Source organism: Hydrogenophaga sp. PML113 (assembly GCF_001777155.1).
GTDB lineage: Bacteria > Pseudomonadota > Gammaproteobacteria > Burkholderiales > Burkholderiaceae_C > Hydrogenophaga > Hydrogenophaga borbori.
On record NZ_MIYM01000001.1, the window covers coordinates 221,859 to 241,555 of the forward strand.

General features: G+C 70.9%; 15 protein-coding genes. 10 read left to right on the plus strand and 5 right to left on the minus strand.

The genetic code is table 11. The features are described from left to right. Positions 1-44 precede the first annotated feature (44 nt). Entirely contained in the window at positions 45-1,622 is a 1,578-nt protein-coding gene (locus BHU06_RS01010; RefSeq protein WP_070397279.1) for a 3,4-dehydroadipyl-CoA semialdehyde dehydrogenase, read from the minus strand. 163 nt (positions 1,623-1,785) lie between these two features. Between BHU06_RS01010 and BHU06_RS01015 the strand changes: the two genes are divergently transcribed. The 4 genes from BHU06_RS01015 to boxA all read left to right on the plus strand — a co-directional run bounded on the left by BHU06_RS01015 (position 1,786) and on the right by boxA (position 7,382). Further along, positions 1,786-2,715 (plus strand): helix-turn-helix transcriptional regulator, encoded by a 930-nt coding sequence (locus BHU06_RS01015; protein ID WP_070397280.1) that lies wholly within the window; start codon positions 1,786-1,788, stop codon positions 2,713-2,715. Between the two features lie 138 nt (positions 2,716-2,853). After that, a complete protein-coding gene (gene boxC, locus BHU06_RS01020; protein ID WP_070397281.1) occupies positions 2,854-4,512 on the plus strand; it encodes a 2,3-epoxybenzoyl-CoA dihydrolase in 1,659 nt (552 codons plus the stop codon). 29 nt (positions 4,513-4,541) lie between these two features. Next, a complete protein-coding gene (gene boxB, locus BHU06_RS01025; RefSeq protein WP_070397282.1) occupies positions 4,542-5,969 on the plus strand; it encodes a benzoyl-CoA 2,3-epoxidase subunit BoxB in 1,428 nt (475 codons plus the stop codon). Between the two features lie 135 nt (positions 5,970-6,104). Then, positions 6,105-7,382 (plus strand): benzoyl-CoA 2,3-epoxidase subunit BoxA, encoded by a 1,278-nt coding sequence (boxA, locus tag BHU06_RS01030; RefSeq protein ID WP_070397283.1) that lies wholly within the window; start codon positions 6,105-6,107, stop codon positions 7,380-7,382. Positions 7,383-7,395: 13 nt separating this feature from the next. On the opposite strand, the gene BHU06_RS01035 is transcribed toward boxA, so the two are convergent. Next, a complete protein-coding gene (locus BHU06_RS01035) occupies positions 7,396-9,081 on the minus strand; it encodes an FG-GAP repeat protein (RefSeq protein ID WP_070397284.1) in 1,686 nt (561 codons plus the stop codon). Positions 9,082-9,357: 276 nt separating this feature from the next. On the opposite strand from BHU06_RS01035, the gene BHU06_RS01040 reads away from it, so the two are divergent. The 5 genes from BHU06_RS01040 to BHU06_RS01060 are packed head-to-tail and all read left to right on the plus strand — an operon-like array spanning position 9,358 to position 13,602. After that, positions 9,358-9,990, plus strand: coding sequence for a DUF3305 domain-containing protein (locus BHU06_RS01040; protein WP_070397285.1), 633 nt, complete (start codon positions 9,358-9,360; stop codon positions 9,988-9,990). A 1-nt stretch (position 9,991) separates the two neighbouring features. After that, a complete protein-coding gene (locus BHU06_RS01045; RefSeq protein WP_070397286.1) occupies positions 9,992-10,612 on the plus strand; it encodes a DUF3306 domain-containing protein in 621 nt (206 codons plus the stop codon). Continuing rightward, positions 10,572-12,641 (plus strand): 4Fe-4S binding protein, encoded by a 2,070-nt coding sequence (locus BHU06_RS01050; RefSeq protein ID WP_070397287.1) that lies wholly within the window; start codon positions 10,572-10,574, stop codon positions 12,639-12,641. Before BHU06_RS01045 ends, BHU06_RS01050 begins: the two co-directional genes overlap by 41 nt. Positions 12,642-12,652: 11 nt before the next feature. Next, positions 12,653-13,270, plus strand: a complete 618-nt coding sequence (locus tag BHU06_RS01055; protein WP_070397288.1) for a molecular chaperone — start codon at positions 12,653-12,655, stop codon at positions 13,268-13,270. Positions 13,271-13,296: 26 nt separating this feature from the next. Continuing rightward, the gene (locus BHU06_RS01060) at positions 13,297-13,602 is read left to right on the plus strand and encodes a DUF1330 domain-containing protein (RefSeq protein ID WP_070397289.1); all 306 of its coding nucleotides are present in this window, start codon (positions 13,297-13,299) and stop codon (positions 13,600-13,602) included. Between the two features lie 22 nt (positions 13,603-13,624). Here the strand turns inward: BHU06_RS01060 and BHU06_RS01065 are convergent, their stop codons facing one another. The 3 genes from BHU06_RS01065 to BHU06_RS01075 all read right to left on the minus strand — a co-directional run bounded on the left by BHU06_RS01065 (position 13,625) and on the right by BHU06_RS01075 (position 18,954). After that, positions 13,625-15,355, minus strand: coding sequence for an FG-GAP repeat protein (locus BHU06_RS01065; protein ID WP_083292862.1), 1,731 nt, complete (start codon positions 15,353-15,355; stop codon positions 13,625-13,627). Positions 15,356-15,475: 120 nt separating this feature from the next. Beyond that, a complete protein-coding gene (locus BHU06_RS01070; protein WP_070397291.1) occupies positions 15,476-17,593 on the minus strand; it encodes a cache domain-containing protein in 2,118 nt (705 codons plus the stop codon). Next, the gene (locus BHU06_RS01075) at positions 17,581-18,954 is read right to left on the minus strand and encodes a sigma-54 dependent transcriptional regulator (RefSeq protein ID WP_139146906.1); all 1,374 of its coding nucleotides are present in this window, start codon (positions 18,952-18,954) and stop codon (positions 17,581-17,583) included. The genes BHU06_RS01070 and BHU06_RS01075 overlap by 13 nt, the downstream gene beginning before the upstream one ends. 473 nt (positions 18,955-19,427) lie before the next feature. On the opposite strand from BHU06_RS01075, the gene BHU06_RS01080 reads away from it, so the two are divergent. Continuing rightward, positions 19,428-19,658, plus strand: coding sequence for a formate dehydrogenase (locus BHU06_RS01080; protein ID WP_070397292.1), 231 nt, complete (start codon positions 19,428-19,430; stop codon positions 19,656-19,658). The last annotated feature ends 39 nt before the right edge of the window (positions 19,659-19,697 follow it).

The window sequence follows — 19,697 nt, forward strand, 5'->3', positions numbered from 1 at the left end:
TGTTGCCCCCTTGAGGGGGTCGCGCGCAGCGCGGCGGGGGTGGTTCATAACGCCAAGGGCGTGGCGCTCGCGGCCAGCGCGTCCAGCGCGGCCGTGCTGGCCTGTACCGCGCTGCGGCGGTGGTAGAAGCCCAGGGCGCGCAGGCCGCCGAGCTCTTCGCCGCCGCCCGCGCGGCCGGGGCCGCCGTGCAGGGAATGCGGCATCACGTTGCCATGGCCGGTGTGCAGGCTGGCCACGTCGGGCGAGATGGCGTGCACGCGGCCGTGGCTGTCGGCCAGCTCCAGCGCGGCGCGCGCCACGAAGGCGGGGTCGGCGCTGTAGACCGAGGCCACGAGCGAGCCCTGGCCGCGGCGGATGAGTTCGAAGGCCTGGGCCTCGCCGTCGTAAGGCATGAGCGTGGACACGGGGCCGAAGACCTCCACGTCGTGCAGCACGCGGGCCTTCACCGGGTCGCTGGTGCCCAGCAGCACGGGCATGGCGCAGGCGGCCACGGCGGGGTCGGCGTCCACCAGGGCCTGGGCGCGGCCGTCGTACAGCGGCGTGGCCTCGGCGAGCAGCTGGGCCAGGCCTTCCTGCACGCCATCGAACTGCGCGCGGCTCACCAGCGCGCCCATGCGCACGGCCTCGTTGCGCGGGTTGCCCACGCTGACCTTGGCCAGCTTGGCGCCGATCGCCTGCGCGGCGGCGTCGTAGAGCGCGCGCGGCACGAAGGCGCGGCGGATGGCCGTGCACTTCTGGCCGCTCTTGACGGTCATCTCGCGCACCACCTCGTTCACGAACAGGGTGAAGGCCTCGCTGTCGGCGCTGGCGTTCGGGTCGAGCAGGGCGCTGTTGAGGCTGTCGGCCTCGATGTTGCAGCGCACCGAGCGCTCGGCGATGGCCGCATGGCCGCGGATCTGCGCGGCCGTGCCCGCCGAGCCGGTGAAGGACAGCACGTCGAAGGGCTGCAGCGCGTCCAGCAGGCCGGCCGAGGCGCCGCAGATCACCGACAGGGCGCCCGCGGGCAGCACGCCGGCCTCCACCACGTCCTGCACCATGCGCTGCGTCAGCCAGGCGGTGGGCGTGCCGGGCTTGACCACCACGGGCACGCCGCTCAGCAGGGCGGGGGCGGCCTTCTCCCACAGGCCCCAGCTCGGGAAGTTGAAGGCGTTGATGAACAGCGCCAGACCGCGCGTGGGCGTGAGGACGTGCTGGCTCTGGAAGGCCGGGTCCTTGCCGAGGCGGATGCGCTCGCCGTCGAGCAGGGCGCGCGCGTCGCCGAGTTTTTCGCCCCACTTGGCGTACTGGCCGATGGTGAAGATGCCGCCGTCGATGTCCACGGCCGAGTCGCGCGTGACGGTGCCGGAGTTGGCGGTGGCGATGGCGTAGTAGTCGTCGCGCTTGGCCTGCAGCACCTGGCCGATGGCGCCGAGCAGGCCGGCGCGCTCGCGGTAGCTGAGCGCGCGCAGCGCGGCGCCGCCCTGTTCGCGCGCGAAGGCGAAGGCGCTGGCCAGGTCCAGGCCTTCGCGGCTCACGCGCACGAGTTCGGTGCCCAGCACCGGATCGAACAGGGGGGTTCCCGGGCCTTGGCCCAGGTGGGCTTTACCGGCAACGATGTTGGGCAGCAGGGGGGTGGTGGTCATGGTGGGCTCCATCAAACCGGGGGCTGGTTCACACCGGGGGCTGGTGTCGAAACCGGTGACGCGATAAAGTGCACTATGTTGCGTGCGGCGAAATGTGCATTAAAGTGCATGTTTTGCTATTTGGCAAGCCCGCAAACCCTAAGCCCGACAAACCATGCCCCCCATGGACGCCGAAGCCAGTGCCGCCGCCTCCAGCCCCGCCGCCGAGGACGAAGGCCGACACCCCTTCCTCGTGGCGCTCGGCGAGCGCGTGCGCACGCTGCGCTCGCGCCGTGGGATGACGCGCAAGGCCGTGGCGCTGGCGGCCGACGTGTCCGAGCGCCACCTGGCCAATCTCGAGTACGGCACCGGCAACGCCTCCATCCTGGTGCTGCTGCAGGTGGCGGAGGCGCTGCACTGCCCCCTGGCCGAGCTGATCGGCGACGTGAGCACCAGCTCGCCCGAGTGGCTGCTGATCCGCGAGATGCTGGCGGGCCGATCCGAGACCGACCTGCGCCGCGTGCGCGTGGCCATCGGCGGCGCGCTGGGCCAGTCGCAGACGGAGAGCGACAGCACCCGGCACACGCGCATCGCGCTCATCGGCCTGCGCGGCGCCGGCAAGTCCACGCTGGGCCAGCGCCTGGCGGATGAACTCGGCTATGCCTTCATCGAGCTGAGCCGCGAGATCGAGAAGTTCGCCGGCTGCAGCATCGACGAGATCCACGCGCTCTACGGCACGCCAGCCTACCGGCGCTACGAGCGCCGCGCGCTGGAGGAGGCGATCCAGATCTACCCCGAGGTGGTGATCGCCACGCCCGGCGGCCTGGTCTCGGACGCGGCCAACTTCAACGTCTTGCTGGCCCACTGCACCACGGTGTGGCTGCAGGCGGACCCGGCCGACCACATGGGCCGGGTGGCGGCCCAGGGCGATCTGCGGCCCATGGCCGCCAGCCGCGAGGCCATGGAAGACCTCAAGCGCATCCTCGCGGGCCGCTCGGCCTTCTATTCCAAGGCCGATCTGCACTTCAACACCAGCGCCTACGCGGGCGTGGACGAGGCCTACGCCGCCCTGCGGGAGCGGGTGCAGGCCCTGATCGCCGCCCCCGGCGGCTGAGCGACCCGGCCGACCAACGGCCGGAACATGCATAAAAATGCATTGACTGCACTTTGACGCATGCACTATTATTCCGGTCATGCCGGTGACACCTGCCATGGTCCGCCGGCCAAGCCCCACCCTCCCGAGGAGACCGCCATGAGCCACCCCGCCCCCGTCGACTACCGCACCGAACCCAGCCAGTACCGCCACTGGAAGCTGTCGGTGGACGGTGCCACCGCCACGCTGGCCGTCGACATCAACGAAGACGCCGGCATCCGCCCCGGCTACAAGCTCAAGCTCAACAGCTACGACCTGGGCGTGGACGTGGAGCTGCACGACGCCGTCAACCGCATCCGCTTCGAGCACCCGCAGGTGCGCACCGTGGTGGTGACCAGCGGCAAGGACCGCGTGTTCTGCTCGGGCGCCAACATCTTCATGCTGGGCCTGTCCAGCCACGCCTGGAAGGTGAACTTCTGCAAGTTCACCAATGAAACGCGCAACGGCCTGGAAGACTCCTCCAAGAACAGCGGCCTGAAGTTCATCGCCGCGGTGAACGGCGCCTGCGCCGGCGGCGGCTACGAGCTGGCCCTGGCCTGCGACGAAATCGTGCTGGTGGACGACCGCAGCAGCGCCGTGAGCCTGCCCGAGGTGCCGCTGTTGGGCGTGCTGCCTGGCACCGGTGGCCTCACCCGCGTGACCGACAAGCGCCACGTGCGCCACGACCTGGCCGACATCTTTTGCACCACCAGCGAAGGCGTGCGCGGCCAGAAGGCCGTGGACTGGCGCCTGGTGGACTCCATCGCCAAGCCGCAGCAGTTCGCCGCCCACGTCGCCGCACGCGCCGAGGCCCTGGCCGCGCAGAGCGACCGCCCGGCCGATGCCAAAGGCGTGGCCCTGCCGCGCATCCAGCGCACCGACAGCGCCGACGGCATCGCCTATCAATACGTCAACGTCGCCATCGACCGCGCCAAGCGCACCGCCACGCTGACCGTGAAGGCGCCCGGCAGCGCCCAGCCCACCGACATCGCCGGCATCGAGGCCGCGGGCGCCTCGTGGTGGCCGCTGCAGATGGGCCGCGAACTCGACGACGCCATCCTCAACCTGCGCACCAACGAGCTCGACATCGGCACCTGGCTGATCAAGACCGAAGGCGACGCCGCCGCCGTGCTGGCCAGCGACGCCACCCTGCTCAAGCACCAGAACCACTGGTTCGTGCGCGAAACCATCGGCCTGCTGCGCCGCACCTTCGCCCGCCTGGACGTGTCCTCGCGCAGCCTGTTCGCGCTGGTCGAGCAGGGCTCGTGCTTCGCCGGCTCGCTGGCCGAACTGGCCTTCTGCGCCGACCGCACCTACATGCTGGCGCTGCCCGACGACGAGGCGAATGCGCCCAAGATCACGCTGGGCGAGTTCAATCTGGGCCTGCTGCCCATGGTGAACGGCCAGTCGCGCCTGCAGCGCCGCTTCTATGAAGAAACGCCCGCCATGGAGGCCGTGCGCGGCGCCGTGGGCCAGGCGCTGGACGCCGACGCCGCGGTCAAACTGGGCCTGGTCACCGCCGCGCCCGACGACATCGACTGGGCCGACGAGGTGCGCATCGCCATCGAAGAGCGCGCCGCCATGTCGCCCGACGCGCTGACCGGCCTGGAAGCCAACCTGCGCTTCGCCCAGAAAGAGAACATGCTCACCCGCATCTTCGGGCGCCTGTCCGCCTGGCAGAACTGGATCTTCATCCGCCCCAACGCCGTCGGCGACAAGGGCGCGCTCAAGGTCTATGGCAAGGGCGACAAAGCCCTGTTCGATTTCAACCGCGTCTGACCCACCCACCGAACCCGAGGAAGAACGACATGTCCACGATCAACTACAGCGAGAAGATCCCGAACAACGTCAACCTGTCCGAAGACCGCACGCTGCAACGCGCGCTGGAAGGCTGGCAGCCCAACTTCATCAACTGGTGGGACGACGTCGGCCCCGAGGGCTCGACCAACCACGAGGTCTACCTGCGCACGGCGGTCAGCGTGGACCCGCAGGGCTGGGCCCAGTTCGGCCACGTGAAGATGCGCGACTACCGCTGGGGCATCTTCCTGAACCCCGGCGACGCCGAGCGCAAGATCCACTTCGGGGACCACAAGGGCGAGGCCGCCTGGAACGACGTGCCCGGCGAGCACCGCGCCAACCTGCGCCGCATCATCGTCACGCAGGGCGACACCGAGCCCGCGTCGGTGGAACAGCAGCGCCACCTGGGCCTGACCGCGCCCAGCATGTACGACCTGCGCAACCTGTTCCAGATCAACGTGGAAGAGGGCCGCCACCTCTGGGCCATGGTCTACCTGCTGCACAAGCACTTCGGCCGCGACGGCCGCGAGGAGGCCGAGGCCCTGCTGCAGCGCCAGTCCGGCGACCAGGACAACCCGCGCATCCTGGGCGCGTTCAACGAGAAGACCCCCGACTGGCTGGCCTTCTTCATGTTCACCTACTTCACCGACCGCGACGGCAAGTTCCAGCTGTCGGCGCTGGCCGAGTCCGCCTTCGACCCGCTGGCCCGCACGACCAAGTTCATGCTGACCGAGGAAGCCCACCACATGTTCGTGGGCGAGAGCGGCGTGTCGCGCGTGCTGCAGCGCACCGCGCAGGTGATGAACGAGCTCAAGACCGACGACCCGGCCAAGGTGCGCGCCGCTGGCGCCATCGACCTCGGCACGGTGCAGCGCTACCTGAACTTCCACTACTCGGTCACCATCGACCTGTTCGGTGCCGACCAGTCGAGCAACGCCGCCATCTTCTACAGCTCGGGCCTCAAGGGCCGCTACGAAGAGGGCAAGCGCACCGACGACCACGTGCTCAAGGGCCAGACCTACAAGGTGCTCGAGGTGCAGAACGGCCAGCTCGTCGAGAAGGAAGTGCCCATGCTCAACGCGCTCAACGAGGTGCTGCGCGACGACTTCATCACCGATTCCGTGGCGGGTGTGAACCGCTGGAACAAGGTGCTGGAGAAGGCCGGCATCCCCACGCGACTGACCGTGCCGCACAAGGCCTTCAACCGCCAGATCGGCGCGCTCGCGGGCATCCGCCTGTCGCCCGAGGGCCGGGTCGTCAACGCAGCCGAATGGGAAGCGAAGAAAGCCGAATGGCTGCCCACGCCGGAAGACTTCGCCTTCGTGGCCTCGCTGATGGGCCGCGTGGTCGAGCCGGGCAAGTTCGCCAACTGGATCGCGCCGCCGGTGATGGGCATCAACCGCCAGCCCGTCGATTTCGAGTACGTCAGGTTCGGGTAAATCCCCCTGCGCGGCTTCGCCGCTCCCCCCTTAGAAAGGGGGGCGATGCCAGCGGCCCGGCAAAGCCGGCTCCGCGGCATCCCTGGTTTAGGCCCGGGCACTCCCACGGGCCTCGCCTTTTTCTGGAGTAGGTTTATGAACGCCCCTGTTGAACTCGCTGTCATCCAGCAGCACCTGATCGACCCCGAGATCTGCATCCGCTGCAACACCTGCGAGGCGACCTGCCCCGTGGGTGCGATCACGCACGACTCGAACAACTACGTGGTCGACGCGAGCAAGTGCAACCTGTGCATGGCCTGCGTGCCGCCGTGTCCCACGGGCTCGATCGACAACTGGCGCACCATGCCCAAGGCGCGCGCCTACTCCATCGAGGAGCAGTTCGGCTGGGAGTCGCTGCCCGCCGAGCTGCCGCCCGAGCAGCTGGCGGCCGCCGGCGCCGAGGCGCCCGTGGCCGACGCGCCCGCCCCGGCGCCCGCGCCCACCGCCGCCACGCTGGAGGACAAGTTCGTCGCCAGCCGCTATGGCGCCACGTTGCCGCCCTGGTCGGCCGCGCACGCCTTCACCAACCTCTACGGCCCCAAGGCCGCGCAGAAGACCATCACGGCCACCGTGGTCGGCAACCTGCGCGTCACCGACGTCGGCACCGAGTACGACACCCACCACATCGTGCTGGACTTCGGCGCCATGCCCTTCCCCGTGCTGGAAGGCCAGAGCATCGGCGTGGTGCCGCCGGGCACCGACGCCAAAGGCCGCCCCCACCACGCGCGCCAGTACAGCATCGCCAGCCCGCGCAACGGCGAGCGGCCGGGGCACAACAACCTCTCGCTCACCATCAAGCGCGTGCTGGAGGATTACGACGGCCAGCCGGTGCGCGGCGTGGCCAGCAACTTCATGTGCGACCTCAAGGTGGGCGACAAGGTCGAGGTGATCGGGCCCTTCGGTTCGAGCTTCCTCATGCCCAACCACCCGAAGAGCCACATCGTGATGATCTGCACCGGCACCGGCTCGGCGCCCATGCGCGCGATGACCGAGTGGCGCCGCCGCCTGCGCGCCTCGGGCAAGTTCGAGGGCGGCAAGCTCATGCTGTTCTTCGGCGCGCGCACGCAGCAGGAACTGCCGTACTTCGGCCCGCTGCAGAGCCTGCCCAAGGACTTCATCGACACCAACTTCGCCTTCAGCCGCACGCCGGGCCAGCCCAAGAAGTACGTGCAGGACGCCATGCGCGAGCGCGCGGCCGACCTCGCCGCGCTGCTGAAGGACCCGAACACCCACCTCTACGTCTGCGGCCTGAAGAGCATGGAAGAGGGCGTGGTGCTGGCGCTGCGCGACATCGCCACGGGCGCCGGGATGGACTGGGAGAGCGTGGGCGCCGCGCTGCAGCGCGAAGGCCGGCTGCACCTCGAAACCTACTGACGCCCGGCGGGGCTCAGTAGAGGTAGACCGCGCCGACGTCGCTGCCGGACCGGTCGGCCTGGTCACCCCCGATGCCGGGGCTGGCGTTGACCGCCGAAGGGCTGCCCGCGGCCAAGGCCACGCTGGGGGTCCCCACGCCGCCCTGGCCCGACAGGGCGAGGGTGGAACCGAAGCCGTCGCCGCGCAGCGTGTTCGACGGCTTGATGTAGGTCTGCTGCCGCCAACCCGACGCGGTGCGCCGCAAGAGATAGGCCGCGCCGCTCCAGGGGGCGCTGTTGTCGCCCTGGTCGGCCTGCAGGCCCCGTGCGGCGCTGCCCTCACCGGGGGCGCCCACCGCCAGCGTGTCGCCATCACCGGACATCGCCACGCTGGTGCCGAAGTTGTCGTCGGCGTCGGCGTTCGATGCCTTGACGTAGGCTGACTGGCGCCACTGGCCGCCCGGGCGGTCAAACAGGTACACGGCCCCGCTGCCCGTGGCGGCGTTGTTGTGGGGATCGCCATCGATGCCCCTCGCGCCGCTGGCCTCGTAGGGGCTGCCCACGGCCATGACCTGGCCATTGGCCGACAGCGCGATGGCACCGCCGAAGGCGGCGTTGCCCAAGGTGTTGGAGGCTTTCACGTAGGCCAGCTGACTCCAGCTGTCCCGGGCCCGGCCGAAGACGTACACCGCGCCGCTGCTCTGGGCGGTGTTGTCGTCGGGGTCGCCGCCCACGCCCGTGGCGGCGCTGGATTCGTTGATGGCGCCGATGGCCAGCGTCTGGCCGTCGGCCGACAGCGCCAACGCCGCGCCGAAGCCGTCGTCGGCGTCGGCGTTGGAGGCCTTGACGTAGGCCTGCTGCGTCCAGGCGCCGGCGGCGAGGGCGAAGACGTAGGCCGCGCCACTTCGGCGCCGGCTGTTGTTGTCGGCCCCATTGACGGTGCGGGCATCACCCGATTCGTCGGGCGCGCCCACGGCCAGGGTGGCGCCGTCGTCCGACAGCGCCACGCGCCAGCCGAACCGGTCGCCCGCATCGGCGTTCGGGGCCGCGACCCGGACCGGAAGGCCCCAGGCAGCGGCACCGCTCCCGCGCGTGAAGACAAAGGCGGTGCCGCTGTGGCCGACGCCGCTGCTGCCATTCGGCGCCCCCACCGCCAGTGTCCCGCCGTCGGACGACAAGGCCAGGCTGTGGCCGAACAGGTCGCCCGGTTCCGGCGCGGGGGGCGTCAGTCGGGACGCCTGCGCCCATTGGGCGCCTGTGCGCGCGAAGACGTAGACCGCGCCGCCGCTGCCCCGGCCCGACGCGCTGCCCGGTGCGCCGACGGCCAGGAACTGCCCGTCGGCCGACACGGCCACGCTCTGGCCGAAGTGGTCGTTGTCGGCGGGGGCGGCGGCTTTGACGTAGCCGATGGCCGGCACCAGTGTGTCGCTCACCCGCAGCGCCGCGGTGTCGACGCAGTCCTGGTCGTGGCAGACCTGCAGCCGGTAGCGCGCGTTCACGCGCTCGGGCAGAAAGACCTCGTGGTCGTATTGCGTGGTGTGGGCCGGCAGATCGGCGATGGGCGTGTAGCCCGAGGCGCCGTCGGGGTCCTCGAGCAGGCGGTAGCCGGTTTCGGCGGCCGCGTCGTTCCAACTGAAGTGGAAGGTCTTGATGGCGGTGGGCGCGAGCGCGAAGCCCAGGGTGGCGTCGCTGGGGAACCGGACGGTGGCGGACGAGGTCACGGCGCTGGAGCCGCCACCACAGGCCGCGAGGGCACTGGCCAACAGAAGCAGGGAAGCGCGGATTGCGCGGCGGGTGTCGGGTGTCATGTCGGAAGCGTCGGGCAGGGAAGCCCGCGATTGGATCGGCGATCCCACGCGGCATCCATACGGCCTAGGCAGTAGCTCCCGCACCCATCAGAGAAAGATGGGCCTTCGCCGTGGCACGGGCAAACCCCGTCGAGGCCCCGGACATCTCCTGGGGGGAGGCCGACGGATGGCGTACAGTCGTCGTTCCCTATGCATGCTGCCCATACGTCTCCCGTGCCGGCCCGGCAACGCCCCGTGATCGAGGTCGATGTCGTGATGCGCCGCGAGCCCGTTCAGGGGCCCATGGCGCGCTGGCAGCCCTGGCGCTGGGTGCTGGCTGACGTGGTGCTGAGCGCCGGACCCGACGAGGCCGCCCGGCTGGCGCCGGACGAGGCGCACCCGCCGCAGGCGGTCGAGCCCATCGATGCGGGCTCGGTGGCCGATGGCCGCCAGCACTGGCTGCACCCGCGCTTTCGCGTCGAGCTGTTCCGCGACGACGCGGAGGGCTACTTCCTCAACCTCAGCAGCCCCCGTCCCTGTTTCTGGGTCATGTGGCGCGCCGAGGGTGAGGCGCTGGTTGGGGGCGAGCCCATGGCCGTGCCCCTGATCGTGACCCTGAGTTACCACGACGCCGGCCGCTGGCTGGACGCGCAGGAGCGTGTGGACCAGGTGGCCGCGCCGCCCGAGGTGGTGGACTGGCTGCGCGCTTTCGTCGACGCGACCTACGTGCCCGAGCCGAAGCGGCGCCAGCGCCCCCAGAGCTTTCGGCCGCTGACGGACCGCTTCGGCCAGCCGGTGCGCGTGAGCACGGACAAGCCGCGCGGCGGCAACGGAGGCCATTGAGGTGGCGGACGAGGGCGGCGGCTTCCTCTCGCGCTGGTCGCGACGCAAGCAGGCGGTGCGCGAGGGCCAGGCGCTGCCGCCCGAGCCGACGGCCGCGCCTCAGGCCGCGCGCGTGGAGCCGGTGCCCGCGGCCCCGGGCGCATCGGCCCTGTCGGCCGCTTCGACCCTGCCGCCCGCCGACGCGCCGCGCGAAACCACCCCGTCGCCCACGCTGGACGACGTCGCCCGGCTCACACCCGAGGCCGACTTCAGCCGCTTCGTCGCGCCGGACGTCTCCAGCGAGGTGCGCAACGCCGCCGTGAAGAAGCTCTTCGCCGACCCGCACTTCAACGTGATGGACGGCCTGGACGTCTACATCGACGACTACAGCCTGCCCAGCCCGCTGTCCAAGGCCGACATGGCCCAGATGGTCGGCGCGCGCTTCCTCAAGCTGGTGGACGACCCGGAAGAAGACCGGGCGACGGCGCCGGCCAGCGAACCCACACCGAGCGGCGGACCCACCGCCGCCATCCCCGGCGGCCCTCCCGCCGACACGCCCCCCACCCACGATGACCACGCTGATCTGCAACTGCAACCAGACCATGCCCCTGGACCCGAAGGCCCTGGGCGCGGCGCTGGATGAAGACCTGACGACGCACACCACGCTGTGCCGGCGCGACGCGGCCGCGTTCCAGCGCGCCAGCCGCAGCGGCGACGAACTGGTGGTGGCCTGCACGCAGGAAAGCCGCCTGTTCACCGAGCTCTCGCAGCAGACCGAGGGCGCGGTGCCGCTGGACGTGCGCCCCATCCGTTTCGTGAACCTGCGCGAGACCGGTGGCTGGGGCCGCGAGGCCCAGGCCGCCACGCCCAAGATGGCCGCGCTGCTGGCGGCCGCGCGCCTGCCCGATCCCGAGCCCGTGCCCACGGTGAGCTACCAGAGCGAGGGCCGCCTGCTCATCGTCGGTCCGCTCGACGCCGCCGAGCGGATCGCCGCGCAGCTGGCCGATGCGCTCCAGGTCACCGTGTTCGCCCAGGGCGGGCGGGGCCAGCAGGCGCGCGCCTGGCCGGTGCTGGGCGGGCAACTGGGCGCCATGCGGGGCTGGCTCGGCGCCTTCGAGGTCGAGTGGTCCAGCACCAACCCCATCGACCTGGACCTGTGCACGCGCTGCAACGCCTGCGTGGCCGCCTGTCCCGAAGGCGCGATCGGCCTGGACTACCAGATCGACCTCGACCGTTGCCAGAACCACCGCGCCTGCGTGAAGGCCTGCGAGGCCGTGGGCGCCATCAACTTCCAGCGCGACGCCGTCCCGCACCGCGAGCGCTTCGACCTCGTGCTCGACCTGCGCGAGGCGCCCGCGTTCGTTCAGCACGCGCCCCCGCAGGGCTACTTCCACCTGCCCGGCGGCCTGCGCCACGACAAGGGCCTTGAGACCCTGGTCCGCCTGCGCGAGATGGTGGGCGAGTTCGAGAAGCCCAAGTTCTTCACCTACAACCACAAGCTCTGCGCCCACGGCCGCAACGAGACCGTGGGCTGCGACGCCTGCATAGCGGTCTGCTCGGCCCTGGCCATTCGCAGTGAGGTCGAGCGCCAGCAGATCGCCGTCAACCCCAATCTGTGCGTGGGCTGCGGCGCCTGCACCACCGTCTGCCCCACGGGCGCGCTGGGCTACGCCTACCCGCGCGCCAGCGAGCAGGGCACCCGGTTGCGCACCGTGCTGGCCACCTACGCCAAGGCCGGCGGCCGGGACGCGGCGCTGCTGCTGCACAGCCAGACCGCGGGCACCGAACTCATCGAGGCCCTGGGCCGCGAGGCCGTGCTGCGGCCCAAGGCCGTCAAGGGCGTGCCCGCGCGCGTGATCCCGTTGCCCTTGTGGCACACCGCCTCGGCCGGCCTGGACCTGTGGCTCAGCGCTTTCGCCTACGGCGCCTCGCAGGTCTGGGTGCTGATGACGGAGGAAGAGGCGCCGCAGTACCGCGAGGCCTTGCGCGAGCAGATGGCGGTGGCCCAGGCCATCGTGAGCGGCCTGGGTTACGCGGGCACGCACTTTCGCCTGATCGAGGCGCGCGACGCGGCCACGCTGGATGTGCAACTGGGCTCGCCGCCCGCGCAGGGCGTGAAGCGCCGCGCGAGCTACGCGGTGCAGCGCGAGAAGCGCGCCACCATGGAGCTCGCGCTCGACCACCTGCTGCAAGACAGCGCCGCGCACCCGCGCGCGGCGGAGGCCGTGGCCTTGCCTACGGCCTCGCTGTTCGGCGCGGTGAACGTGAACAAGGACGCCTGCACCCTGTGCCTGAGCTGCGTGAGCGCCTGCCCGGCCAACGCCCTGCTCGACAACGCCGAGCGACCGCAGCTGCGCTTCGTCGAGAAGAACTGCGTGCAGTGCGGCCTCTGCGCCACCACCTGCCCCGAGGACGCCATCAGCCTGCAGCCGCGCCTGCTGCTCACCGAGCAGCGCCGCCAGCCGCGCGTGCTCAACGAGGCCCAGCCCTACGCCTGCGTGCGTTGTGGCAAGCTCTTCGGCACGCTCAAGGGCGTGGAGCTGATGCTGGGCAAGCTGGCCGGCCACGCCATGTTCCAGGGCGAGGCGCTGGAGCGCCTGAAGATGTGCGGCGACTGCCGCGTGGTGGACATCTACAGCAACCCGAACGAATCGCGCATCACCGACCACTGAGACACGCCGCCATGATGGAACGCATCCCCGTCTCCTCCACGCTCGACGAAGAAACCGCACGCGCCGAGGTCTATGGCCTGCTGGCCGCGCTGTACTACGCGCCGCCCGGCGCCGAGCTGCTGAGCCAGCTGCGCGTGGCCGCCACCGAGGCGCCGGCGGCGGGCGCCTTTCTCGAAGAGCCCTGGCGCCAGGTCGTGGCGGCCGCGCGCGAGCGCGACGATGCGGCCATCGCCGACGAGTTCGACGCCCTGTTCGGCGGCGTGGGCAAGCCCGAGGTCCACCTGTTCGGTTCGCACTACCTCAGCGGCTTCCTGAACGAAAAGCCGCTGGCCCAGCTGCGCGGCGACCTGGCCGCGCTGGGCCTGGCGCGCGAAGAAAGCATGCCCGAGACCGAGGACCACGTGGCCTACGTGTTCGAGGTCATGCGCTACCTGATCGCCGGCGACGACGTCGAGGTGGCCAACCTCACGCGCCAGCGCGAGTTTTTCACGAAGCACGTGCAGACCTGGGTGCCGCAGCTGTGTGAGACCATCGCGGCCCAGCCCCGCGCCGGCTTCTACGCCGCGCTCGCGGGCTTCACGCAGGCCTTCATCGGGGTCGAGGCGCAGGGCTTCGACATGCTGGCCTGACCGGGATCACGCACACAGGAGCAGGCATGGCAGGCAAGGGCTATTGGATCGGTCGCGTCGACGTGGACGACCTGGAGCGCTACAAGCTGTACGTGGAGGCCAACGCGGCGCCGTTTCGCGAGTATGGCGCGAAGTTCCTGGTGCGCGGCGGGCGCTTCGAGTGCGTGGAGGGCGCCAGCCGCTCGCGCAACGTGGTGATCGAGTTTCCCTCGTACGAACAGGCCATGGCCTGTTATCGCTCGCCGGGCTACCAGGCCGCCATCGCGCTGCGCGCGCCGGTGTCGGTGATCGACCTGATCATCATCGAGGGCCACGAGGGCGCGCAGCCCTGAACGGGCGCGGGCGCGCTTCGACTCAATACAGGTAGACGGCGCCGACGTTCACACCCGAGGCATCGGTCTGGTCGCCGCCCACACCGGCCGTGGCGTTGTTCGCATAGGGGCAGGCCACCGCCAGGGCCTGGCCGTCGCCCGACAGGGCCAGCGCGGCGCCGAACTGGTACACGCTGTATTCCGCCGTGTTCGAGGGCTTGATGTACGCCTGTTGCCGCCAGCCCGTGGCGCTGTGCGTGAACAGGTAGGCCGCGCCGGTGTCGGGCGCGTTGTCGTTGCCCTGGTCGCCGCCGATGCCCCGTGCGTCACTGCTCTCGCTGATGGCGCCCACGGCCAGCGTCTGGCCATCGCTGGACAGGGCCAGGGTGGTGCCGAAGCGGTCGTTCGCGCCGGTGTTGGAGGCCTTGATGTAGGCGCGCTGGCCCCAGCTGGCGTTGTTCCGGGTGAAAACGTACGCCGCGCCGCTGAAGGTGGCGCCCGTGTTGCCTGGGTCGCCGTCGATGCCCGTTGCGGCGCTGCTGTCGTAGGGACTGCCGACCGCCAGGACCTGGCCGTCGGCCGACAAGGCCAGGGCTTCGCCGAAACCCGACAGGAGCAAGGGGTTGGGCGCCGACAGGAAGGCCTGTAGGCCCCAGACAAGCCCGTCGTGGGCGTAGACATGCACCGACCCGCTGGTGCCGCCACCCCCACCGGCCGGGGAGGGCATGCCGACGGCCAGGGTATGGCCGTCGGCCGACAGGGCGATCCGCCGGCCGAACTGATCGCCGATGTGGTTGGTGGAGGCCTTGAGGTAGGCCTGCTGGCTCCAGGCGTTGCCCTGGCGCGCGAAGACATAGGCCGCGCCGCTTTGCGGGCTGTTGTTGTCGTCGGGGGGATTGGCACCGGTGCCGCTGCCCGCTTCCTGATCCGCGCCCACTGCCAGCACGTCGCCCTGTGCGGACAGCGCGACGCTGCCACCGAAGGCATCGCCGCTGCTGGTGTTCAAGCCTGTGAGGCGTGTCTGCAGGGCCCAGGCCGCGCCCTGGCCCGTGTAGACGTAGACCGCGCCGCCATAGTTGGCCGTCTGGCTGTCGTGCGGCGCGCCCACGGCCAGGGTGTCGCCCGCGCTGGACAGGGCAAGGCTGTAGCCGAAGCCGTCGTTCGACTGAGGGATGGGGGCCTCCAGCCGGGCCTGTTGTCGCCAGGTGGTGCCGTCGCGCGCGAACAGGTAGACGGCGCCGCTGGCGCTGTTGAGGGAGTTGCCGCCTGGCGCTCCCACGGCCAGGGTCTGGCCATTCGGCGACAGCGCCATGCCCTGGCCGAACTGGGCGTCGCTGGCCGGATCGGAGGCCTTCACGTAGCCGATGGCCTCGACCAGTGGCCCGCTGGCGGTGACGGCGGCCGAGTCCACGCACGCCGACGCCTGGCAGGCCTGCAGGAGGTAGCGCGCGTTGATGCGCTCGGGCAGGAACACGGCGTGGTCGATCTGCGTGCTGCCGGCCGGTAGCGTGGCGATCAGGGTGTAGCCCGAGGTGCCGTCGGCGTCTTCGAGCAGCCGGTACTCGCTGGCCCCGGCCACGCCGGCCCAGCTGAAGTGAAAGGCCTTGATGGCGGTGGGCGTGAGGGCCAGGACCGGTGCCGTGAGGGCGGCCGCGGGGGGGAAGGCGACCGTGGCGGAGGACGGCGCGCCCCCGCCGTTGCCGCCGCAGGCCGACAGCAGGGCGGCGAGCGCGAACGCGGCGGCGCGGGCGGCAGTGAACAGGCGAACTTGCATGAACGCTTGGCGGTGGATGGCAGGCATGGCCATTGAAGCGGATGCCTTGTGGGCCCATCCATACCCCCGACGCAGTATTCACAGCGCCACTGGCCGCGGCTGGCGGGCCGCCGCCCGGCCTCAGCCCGGCAGGGGCCGGCCGTCGTTCGTCGGCGTGGCCGCGGGCGCGCGCGGTTCGGTGAACAGGCGCACGGTGAACACCGCGCCGCTCATGCCGTCGCCGCGGTTGGCCGCGGTGATGCGCCCGCCGTAGCGCTCCACAAGGCCCTGGCTGATCCACAGGCCCAGGCCGTTGCCGTCGTTCTTGGTGGTGAAGAAGGGGCGGAACAGGCGCTCGCGCGTGGCCTCGCTCAGGCCGGCGCCGCCATCGATCACCTGCAGCTCGGCGCCGCCCTCCATGTCGCGCGTGACCAGGCGCAGACGGCCGCCCCCGGGCATGGCCTGGATGGCGTTGATCAGCAGGTTGATGATGACCTGCTGCAGTTCCTGCCGGTTGATGCCCACGCCATGCGTGGCGCCGCGCTCGCGCTCCACCGCGATGTCGGTCTGCGACAGCAGGTGGCCCACCAGCACCAGGCAGTCGTCCACCGTGCGGTCCAGTGGCAGCGTGTCGACGTAGCCGGCGTATTCGGTGGGTCGCGCGTACTGCAGCAGCTGCGTGACGATGATGCGCATGCGCTCGACCTGCTGATCGAGCAGGCGCAGCTCGCCCTGAACCGGGTCGGTGGCGCGGCCCAGGGTGTCGCGGATGAGGTCCAGGTTGCCTTGCATCACCGCGATGGGGTTGTTGATCTCGTGCGCGATGCTGGCGGTGAGCTGGCCGATGGCGGCCAGCTTCTCGCTCTTGACGAGCTGCTCCTGCGCGAGCCTCAACGATGCGTTGCTGGCCTGCAGTTCGCGCGTGCGCTCGGCCACCTTGCGGTCGAGCTCGTCGGCCCAGCGCTGCAGGGCCTGGGTTTTCTCGTCGATGGTGTCGAGCAGCTGGTCGAGGTGGCCCGCGAGCGCGCCGAGCTCGTCGCGCGCGGGCAGCGGGCCCACGCGCGCGCCGCCCTGGCCCTGTTCCACGCGCTGCATGGTCAGGTTCATCTGCTGCACCGGCTGGAAGATGCTGCGCGCCCAGCGCAGCGAGAACCAGGCCGAGGCCGCCATCACGCCGCCGAAGATGAGGCCGATGAGCGCCAGCATGGCGTAGCGCACCAGGCGAAAGGGCGCCTCGGTGAAGCCCACGTAGAGCATGCCCACGCGCGCGCCGCTGGCGTCGGCCAGGGGCTCGTAGGCCGAGACGTACCAGTCGTTCACCACGAAGGCCAGGTCCAGCCAGGTGTGGCCCTCGCCGAGCACGGCGCCGCGCACCGCCTGCGATACGCGCGTGCCGATGGCCCGCCGGTCCTGGAACAGGCGCACGTTGGTGGTGATGCGCACGTCGTCGAGGAACAGCGTGGCCGTGCCCTGGCTGTCGAAGGGCAGGGAGCCGGCCGGGTAGACGATGCGGTTGATGTGGTCGATGAAATCCAGGTTCTGGTTGAGCAGCAGGCCGCCGCTCAGCAAGCCCAGGCGCCGGCCCTGCGCGTCGACCACGGGCAGCGTGGCCTGCGCGACCATGGCGCGGTCTTCGGCGCTGCGCTGCGTGGGCGTGGCATTGCGCGTGGGCACCAGGGGGATGTCCAGCCGCGACATCAGGTGCGGCGCCAGGGCGTGCAGCGCGGTGCGGTCGAGCACCAGCAGGCTGGCCTTGGCGCGGTCGCGCCGGGCCTGGATGGACCCCCCCAGCGCGGGCGGCTGCGGCAGCAGGCCGGCGCGCTGGTCCTGCAGGCTCAGGCCGGGCGGCGCGCCGCGCGCCAACGGCAGGCCGTCGTTGCCGTACAGCACGAGGAAGTCGAGCCCCAGCCGCTCGCGTTCGGCCGCCAGGTGCGCGGCGAGCGCGGCCCGTGCGTCGGGCGTGCCCGGGGCCAGTCCGTCGGCCAGCGCGCGCGAATCGGCCACGCCCTGGGTGCCCGAGCCGATCTCGATCAGCACCTGGTCGAAGTAGCCCCGCGCCACCGCCAGGTCGCTGCGCACCTTGGTGATGAGCAGGCGGTCGTAGGCCTGGTCGCTCCACACGGCCAGCGCCAGCACCAGCAGCGGAAAGGCCACCAGCAGCGGCAGCAGCGCCATGGCCAGCAGCTTGTTGCGCACCGAGCCCGCGAGCCAGCGCGGCGCGCGAAGCGCGGCGGGGGGGGATGTCTCTAGCTCGCCCATTCGGCCACGCGCCGCTCCAGGGTGCGGCGCGACACGCCCAGCAACTGCGCGGCGCGGGTCTTGTCGCCCTGCACCGAGTCGAGCACGGAGAGGATGTGCATCTTCTCCAGCGTGTGCAGGTCGGTGGGGCGCTCGGCCGCCGGCGCCTCGGGTGCGCCGGGGTACAGCGCCGACACGTTGAGCGTGCCGAGGATGAGCGAGCGCTCGATCAGGTTGCGCAACTCGCGCACGTTGCCGGGCCAGTCGTACTGCTGCAGGAAGGCCATCTCGGCCTCGCTGATGCGCAGCGGCTCGGCGCCCAGCGTGGGCGCCAGCTGGCCCATGAAGTGCGCCACCAGCGCGGGGATGTCGGCCTTGTGCTCGCGCAGCGGCGGCAGCGCGAGCTCCACCACCTGCAGGCGAAAGTACAGGTCCTTGCGGAAGCGGCCGGCCGCGACCTCGGCGCTGAGCTGGCGGTTGGTGGCGGCGACGATGCGCAGGTTGAGCGGCACCAGCTGCTCGCTGCCCACGGGGCGCACCCGCAGGTCCTCGATGGCGCGCAGCAGCGTGGCCTGGATGGACAGCGGCAGCTCGGCGATCTCGTCCAGGAACAGGGTGCCGCCCTGGGCGTAGTGGAAGAGGCCGTCGCGCGCGCGCGTGGCGCCGGGAAAGGCGCCCTTGGCGTGGCCGAAGAGCTCGCTGGCGATGAGCTCGGGCGAGACGGCCGCGCAGTTCACGGGCACGAAGGGGCCGGCGGCGCGCGCGCCCCGCGCGTGCAGCTCGCGTGCGACCAGTTCCTTGCCGGTGCCCGATTCGCCCTGCAGCAACACGGTGCTGTCCACGCTGGCCACGCGGTCGAGGGAGTCGCGCAGGGCCGCCAGGGACGGCGAGTCGCCCACCAGCGCCGCGCGGTGCACGGTGGCGGGGCCCATGGCGCGGCGCAGCACGAAGTTCTCGCGCCGCAGGCGCGAGCGCTCGTGGCACTGTTTGATGGCGTTGAGGATCTGCGGAACGCGGAAGGGCTTGAGGATGAAGTCGGAGGCGCCGGCGCGCAGGGCTTCGATGGCGGTGTCGAGGTCGGCGAAGGCGGTGATGAGGATGACCTCGCCGGTGTAGCCCTGTTCGCGCAGCTCCTTGAGCCATTCGACGCCGCTCTTGCCGGGCAGGGAGATGTCGAGCACCACGAGGTCCACGTGGTGGCCGCGCAGCCACTCGGCGCCTTCTTCGGCGCTGGTGGCGCTCATGACGAAATGGCAGCGCGGGGCGAGCGTCTTGACCAGGAAGTTGAGCATGCCCTGTTCGTCGTCGACGACCAGGATGGACCAGTTGGGCCAACCATCCAGGGCGCGCTCGGGGCTTGTCGGGGGGGTGATCGTCTCCACCGTTCGATTCTATGAAGCAGGCATGGACGCACCGGTGCGCCGACCGGGCGCGGGACCTCGATGACCCACACGCCCGAGGCCCCGGAGCCTGATCGAATCACTCGGGCATAGGCGCCCCCGACCCTGCGCGGACCGGTGCGTGGGGCGCGACAAGTTGTCGCACTCGCTGGACAACATGGCGCAGGCAAAACCCCGAGTGGTCCTAAGTTCTGCGGGTTTGCCCGCGCTTTGGAGGGATGAATGGGCCTGTGCGGGCCGACATTGCGAGTGGTTCTCATCGATGGTGGCTGGCATGCTTATCGCTAGTCGAGGCGCCACCGCCGCTGGCCCACCTCGGCGCCCGCGCGAGGGTTTCGCGCCTTGGCCAGAGCGCTCATGCACAAGCTTGCATACCCCCAGGGGGCGAAGTAGATTCGCCTTATGCAAGGAGTCCACACGTCTGGTGTGTGGGCCCTGCACACCTGGAGACATGCATGAATGAGTCTTCCCGCTCCGGCCCGGCCGAGGGCCGTTCGCGCCTGAGCCGGCGCACCCTGTTCGCGGGTGCCGGCACCGCCGGTGCCGTGGCCGCCGTGGCCAGCGTGATGCCCGTTGTCCAAGCCCCCGAGAGCGCCGCCATCGAGCCCAAGCCCGCGCCCGAGCGCGGCGGGGGCTACACGCTCAGCGAGCACGTCAAGCACTACTACCGCACCACGCGCCTCTGATCCGGCGCGCGAGAAACAGAGCCTCCCCACGAACGTCCC

What these genes read in the sequence shown, in the direction of transcription:
- BHU06_RS01010 (WP_070397279.1), bottom strand. Translation starts at nt 1,622, where the DNA reads ATGACCACCACCCCCCTGCTGCCCAACATCGTTGCCGGTAAAGCCCAC.
- BHU06_RS01015 (WP_070397280.1), top strand. Translation starts at nt 1,786, where the DNA reads ATGGACGCCGAAGCCAGTGCCGCCGCCTCCAGCCCCGCCGCCGAGGAC.
- boxC (WP_070397281.1), top strand. Translation starts at nt 2,854, where the DNA reads ATGAGCCACCCCGCCCCCGTCGACTACCGCACCGAACCCAGCCAGTAC.
- boxB (WP_070397282.1), top strand. Translation starts at nt 4,542, where the DNA reads ATGTCCACGATCAACTACAGCGAGAAGATCCCGAACAACGTCAACCTG.
- boxA (WP_070397283.1), top strand. Translation starts at nt 6,105, where the DNA reads ATGAACGCCCCTGTTGAACTCGCTGTCATCCAGCAGCACCTGATCGAC.
- BHU06_RS01040 (WP_070397285.1), top strand. Translation starts at nt 9,358, where the DNA reads ATGCATGCTGCCCATACGTCTCCCGTGCCGGCCCGGCAACGCCCCGTG.
- BHU06_RS01050 (WP_070397287.1), top strand. Translation starts at nt 10,572, where the DNA reads ATGCCCCTGGACCCGAAGGCCCTGGGCGCGGCGCTGGATGAAGACCTG.
- BHU06_RS01055 (WP_070397288.1), top strand. Translation starts at nt 12,653, where the DNA reads ATGATGGAACGCATCCCCGTCTCCTCCACGCTCGACGAAGAAACCGCA.
- BHU06_RS01060 (WP_070397289.1), top strand. Translation starts at nt 13,297, where the DNA reads ATGGCAGGCAAGGGCTATTGGATCGGTCGCGTCGACGTGGACGACCTG.
- BHU06_RS01065 (WP_083292862.1), bottom strand. Translation starts at nt 15,355, where the DNA reads ATGCAAGTTCGCCTGTTCACTGCCGCCCGCGCCGCCGCGTTCGCGCTC.
- BHU06_RS01070 (WP_070397291.1), bottom strand. Translation starts at nt 17,593, where the DNA reads ATGGGCGAGCTAGAGACATCCCCCCCCGCCGCGCTTCGCGCGCCGCGC.
- BHU06_RS01080 (WP_070397292.1), top strand. Translation starts at nt 19,428, where the DNA reads ATGAATGAGTCTTCCCGCTCCGGCCCGGCCGAGGGCCGTTCGCGCCTG.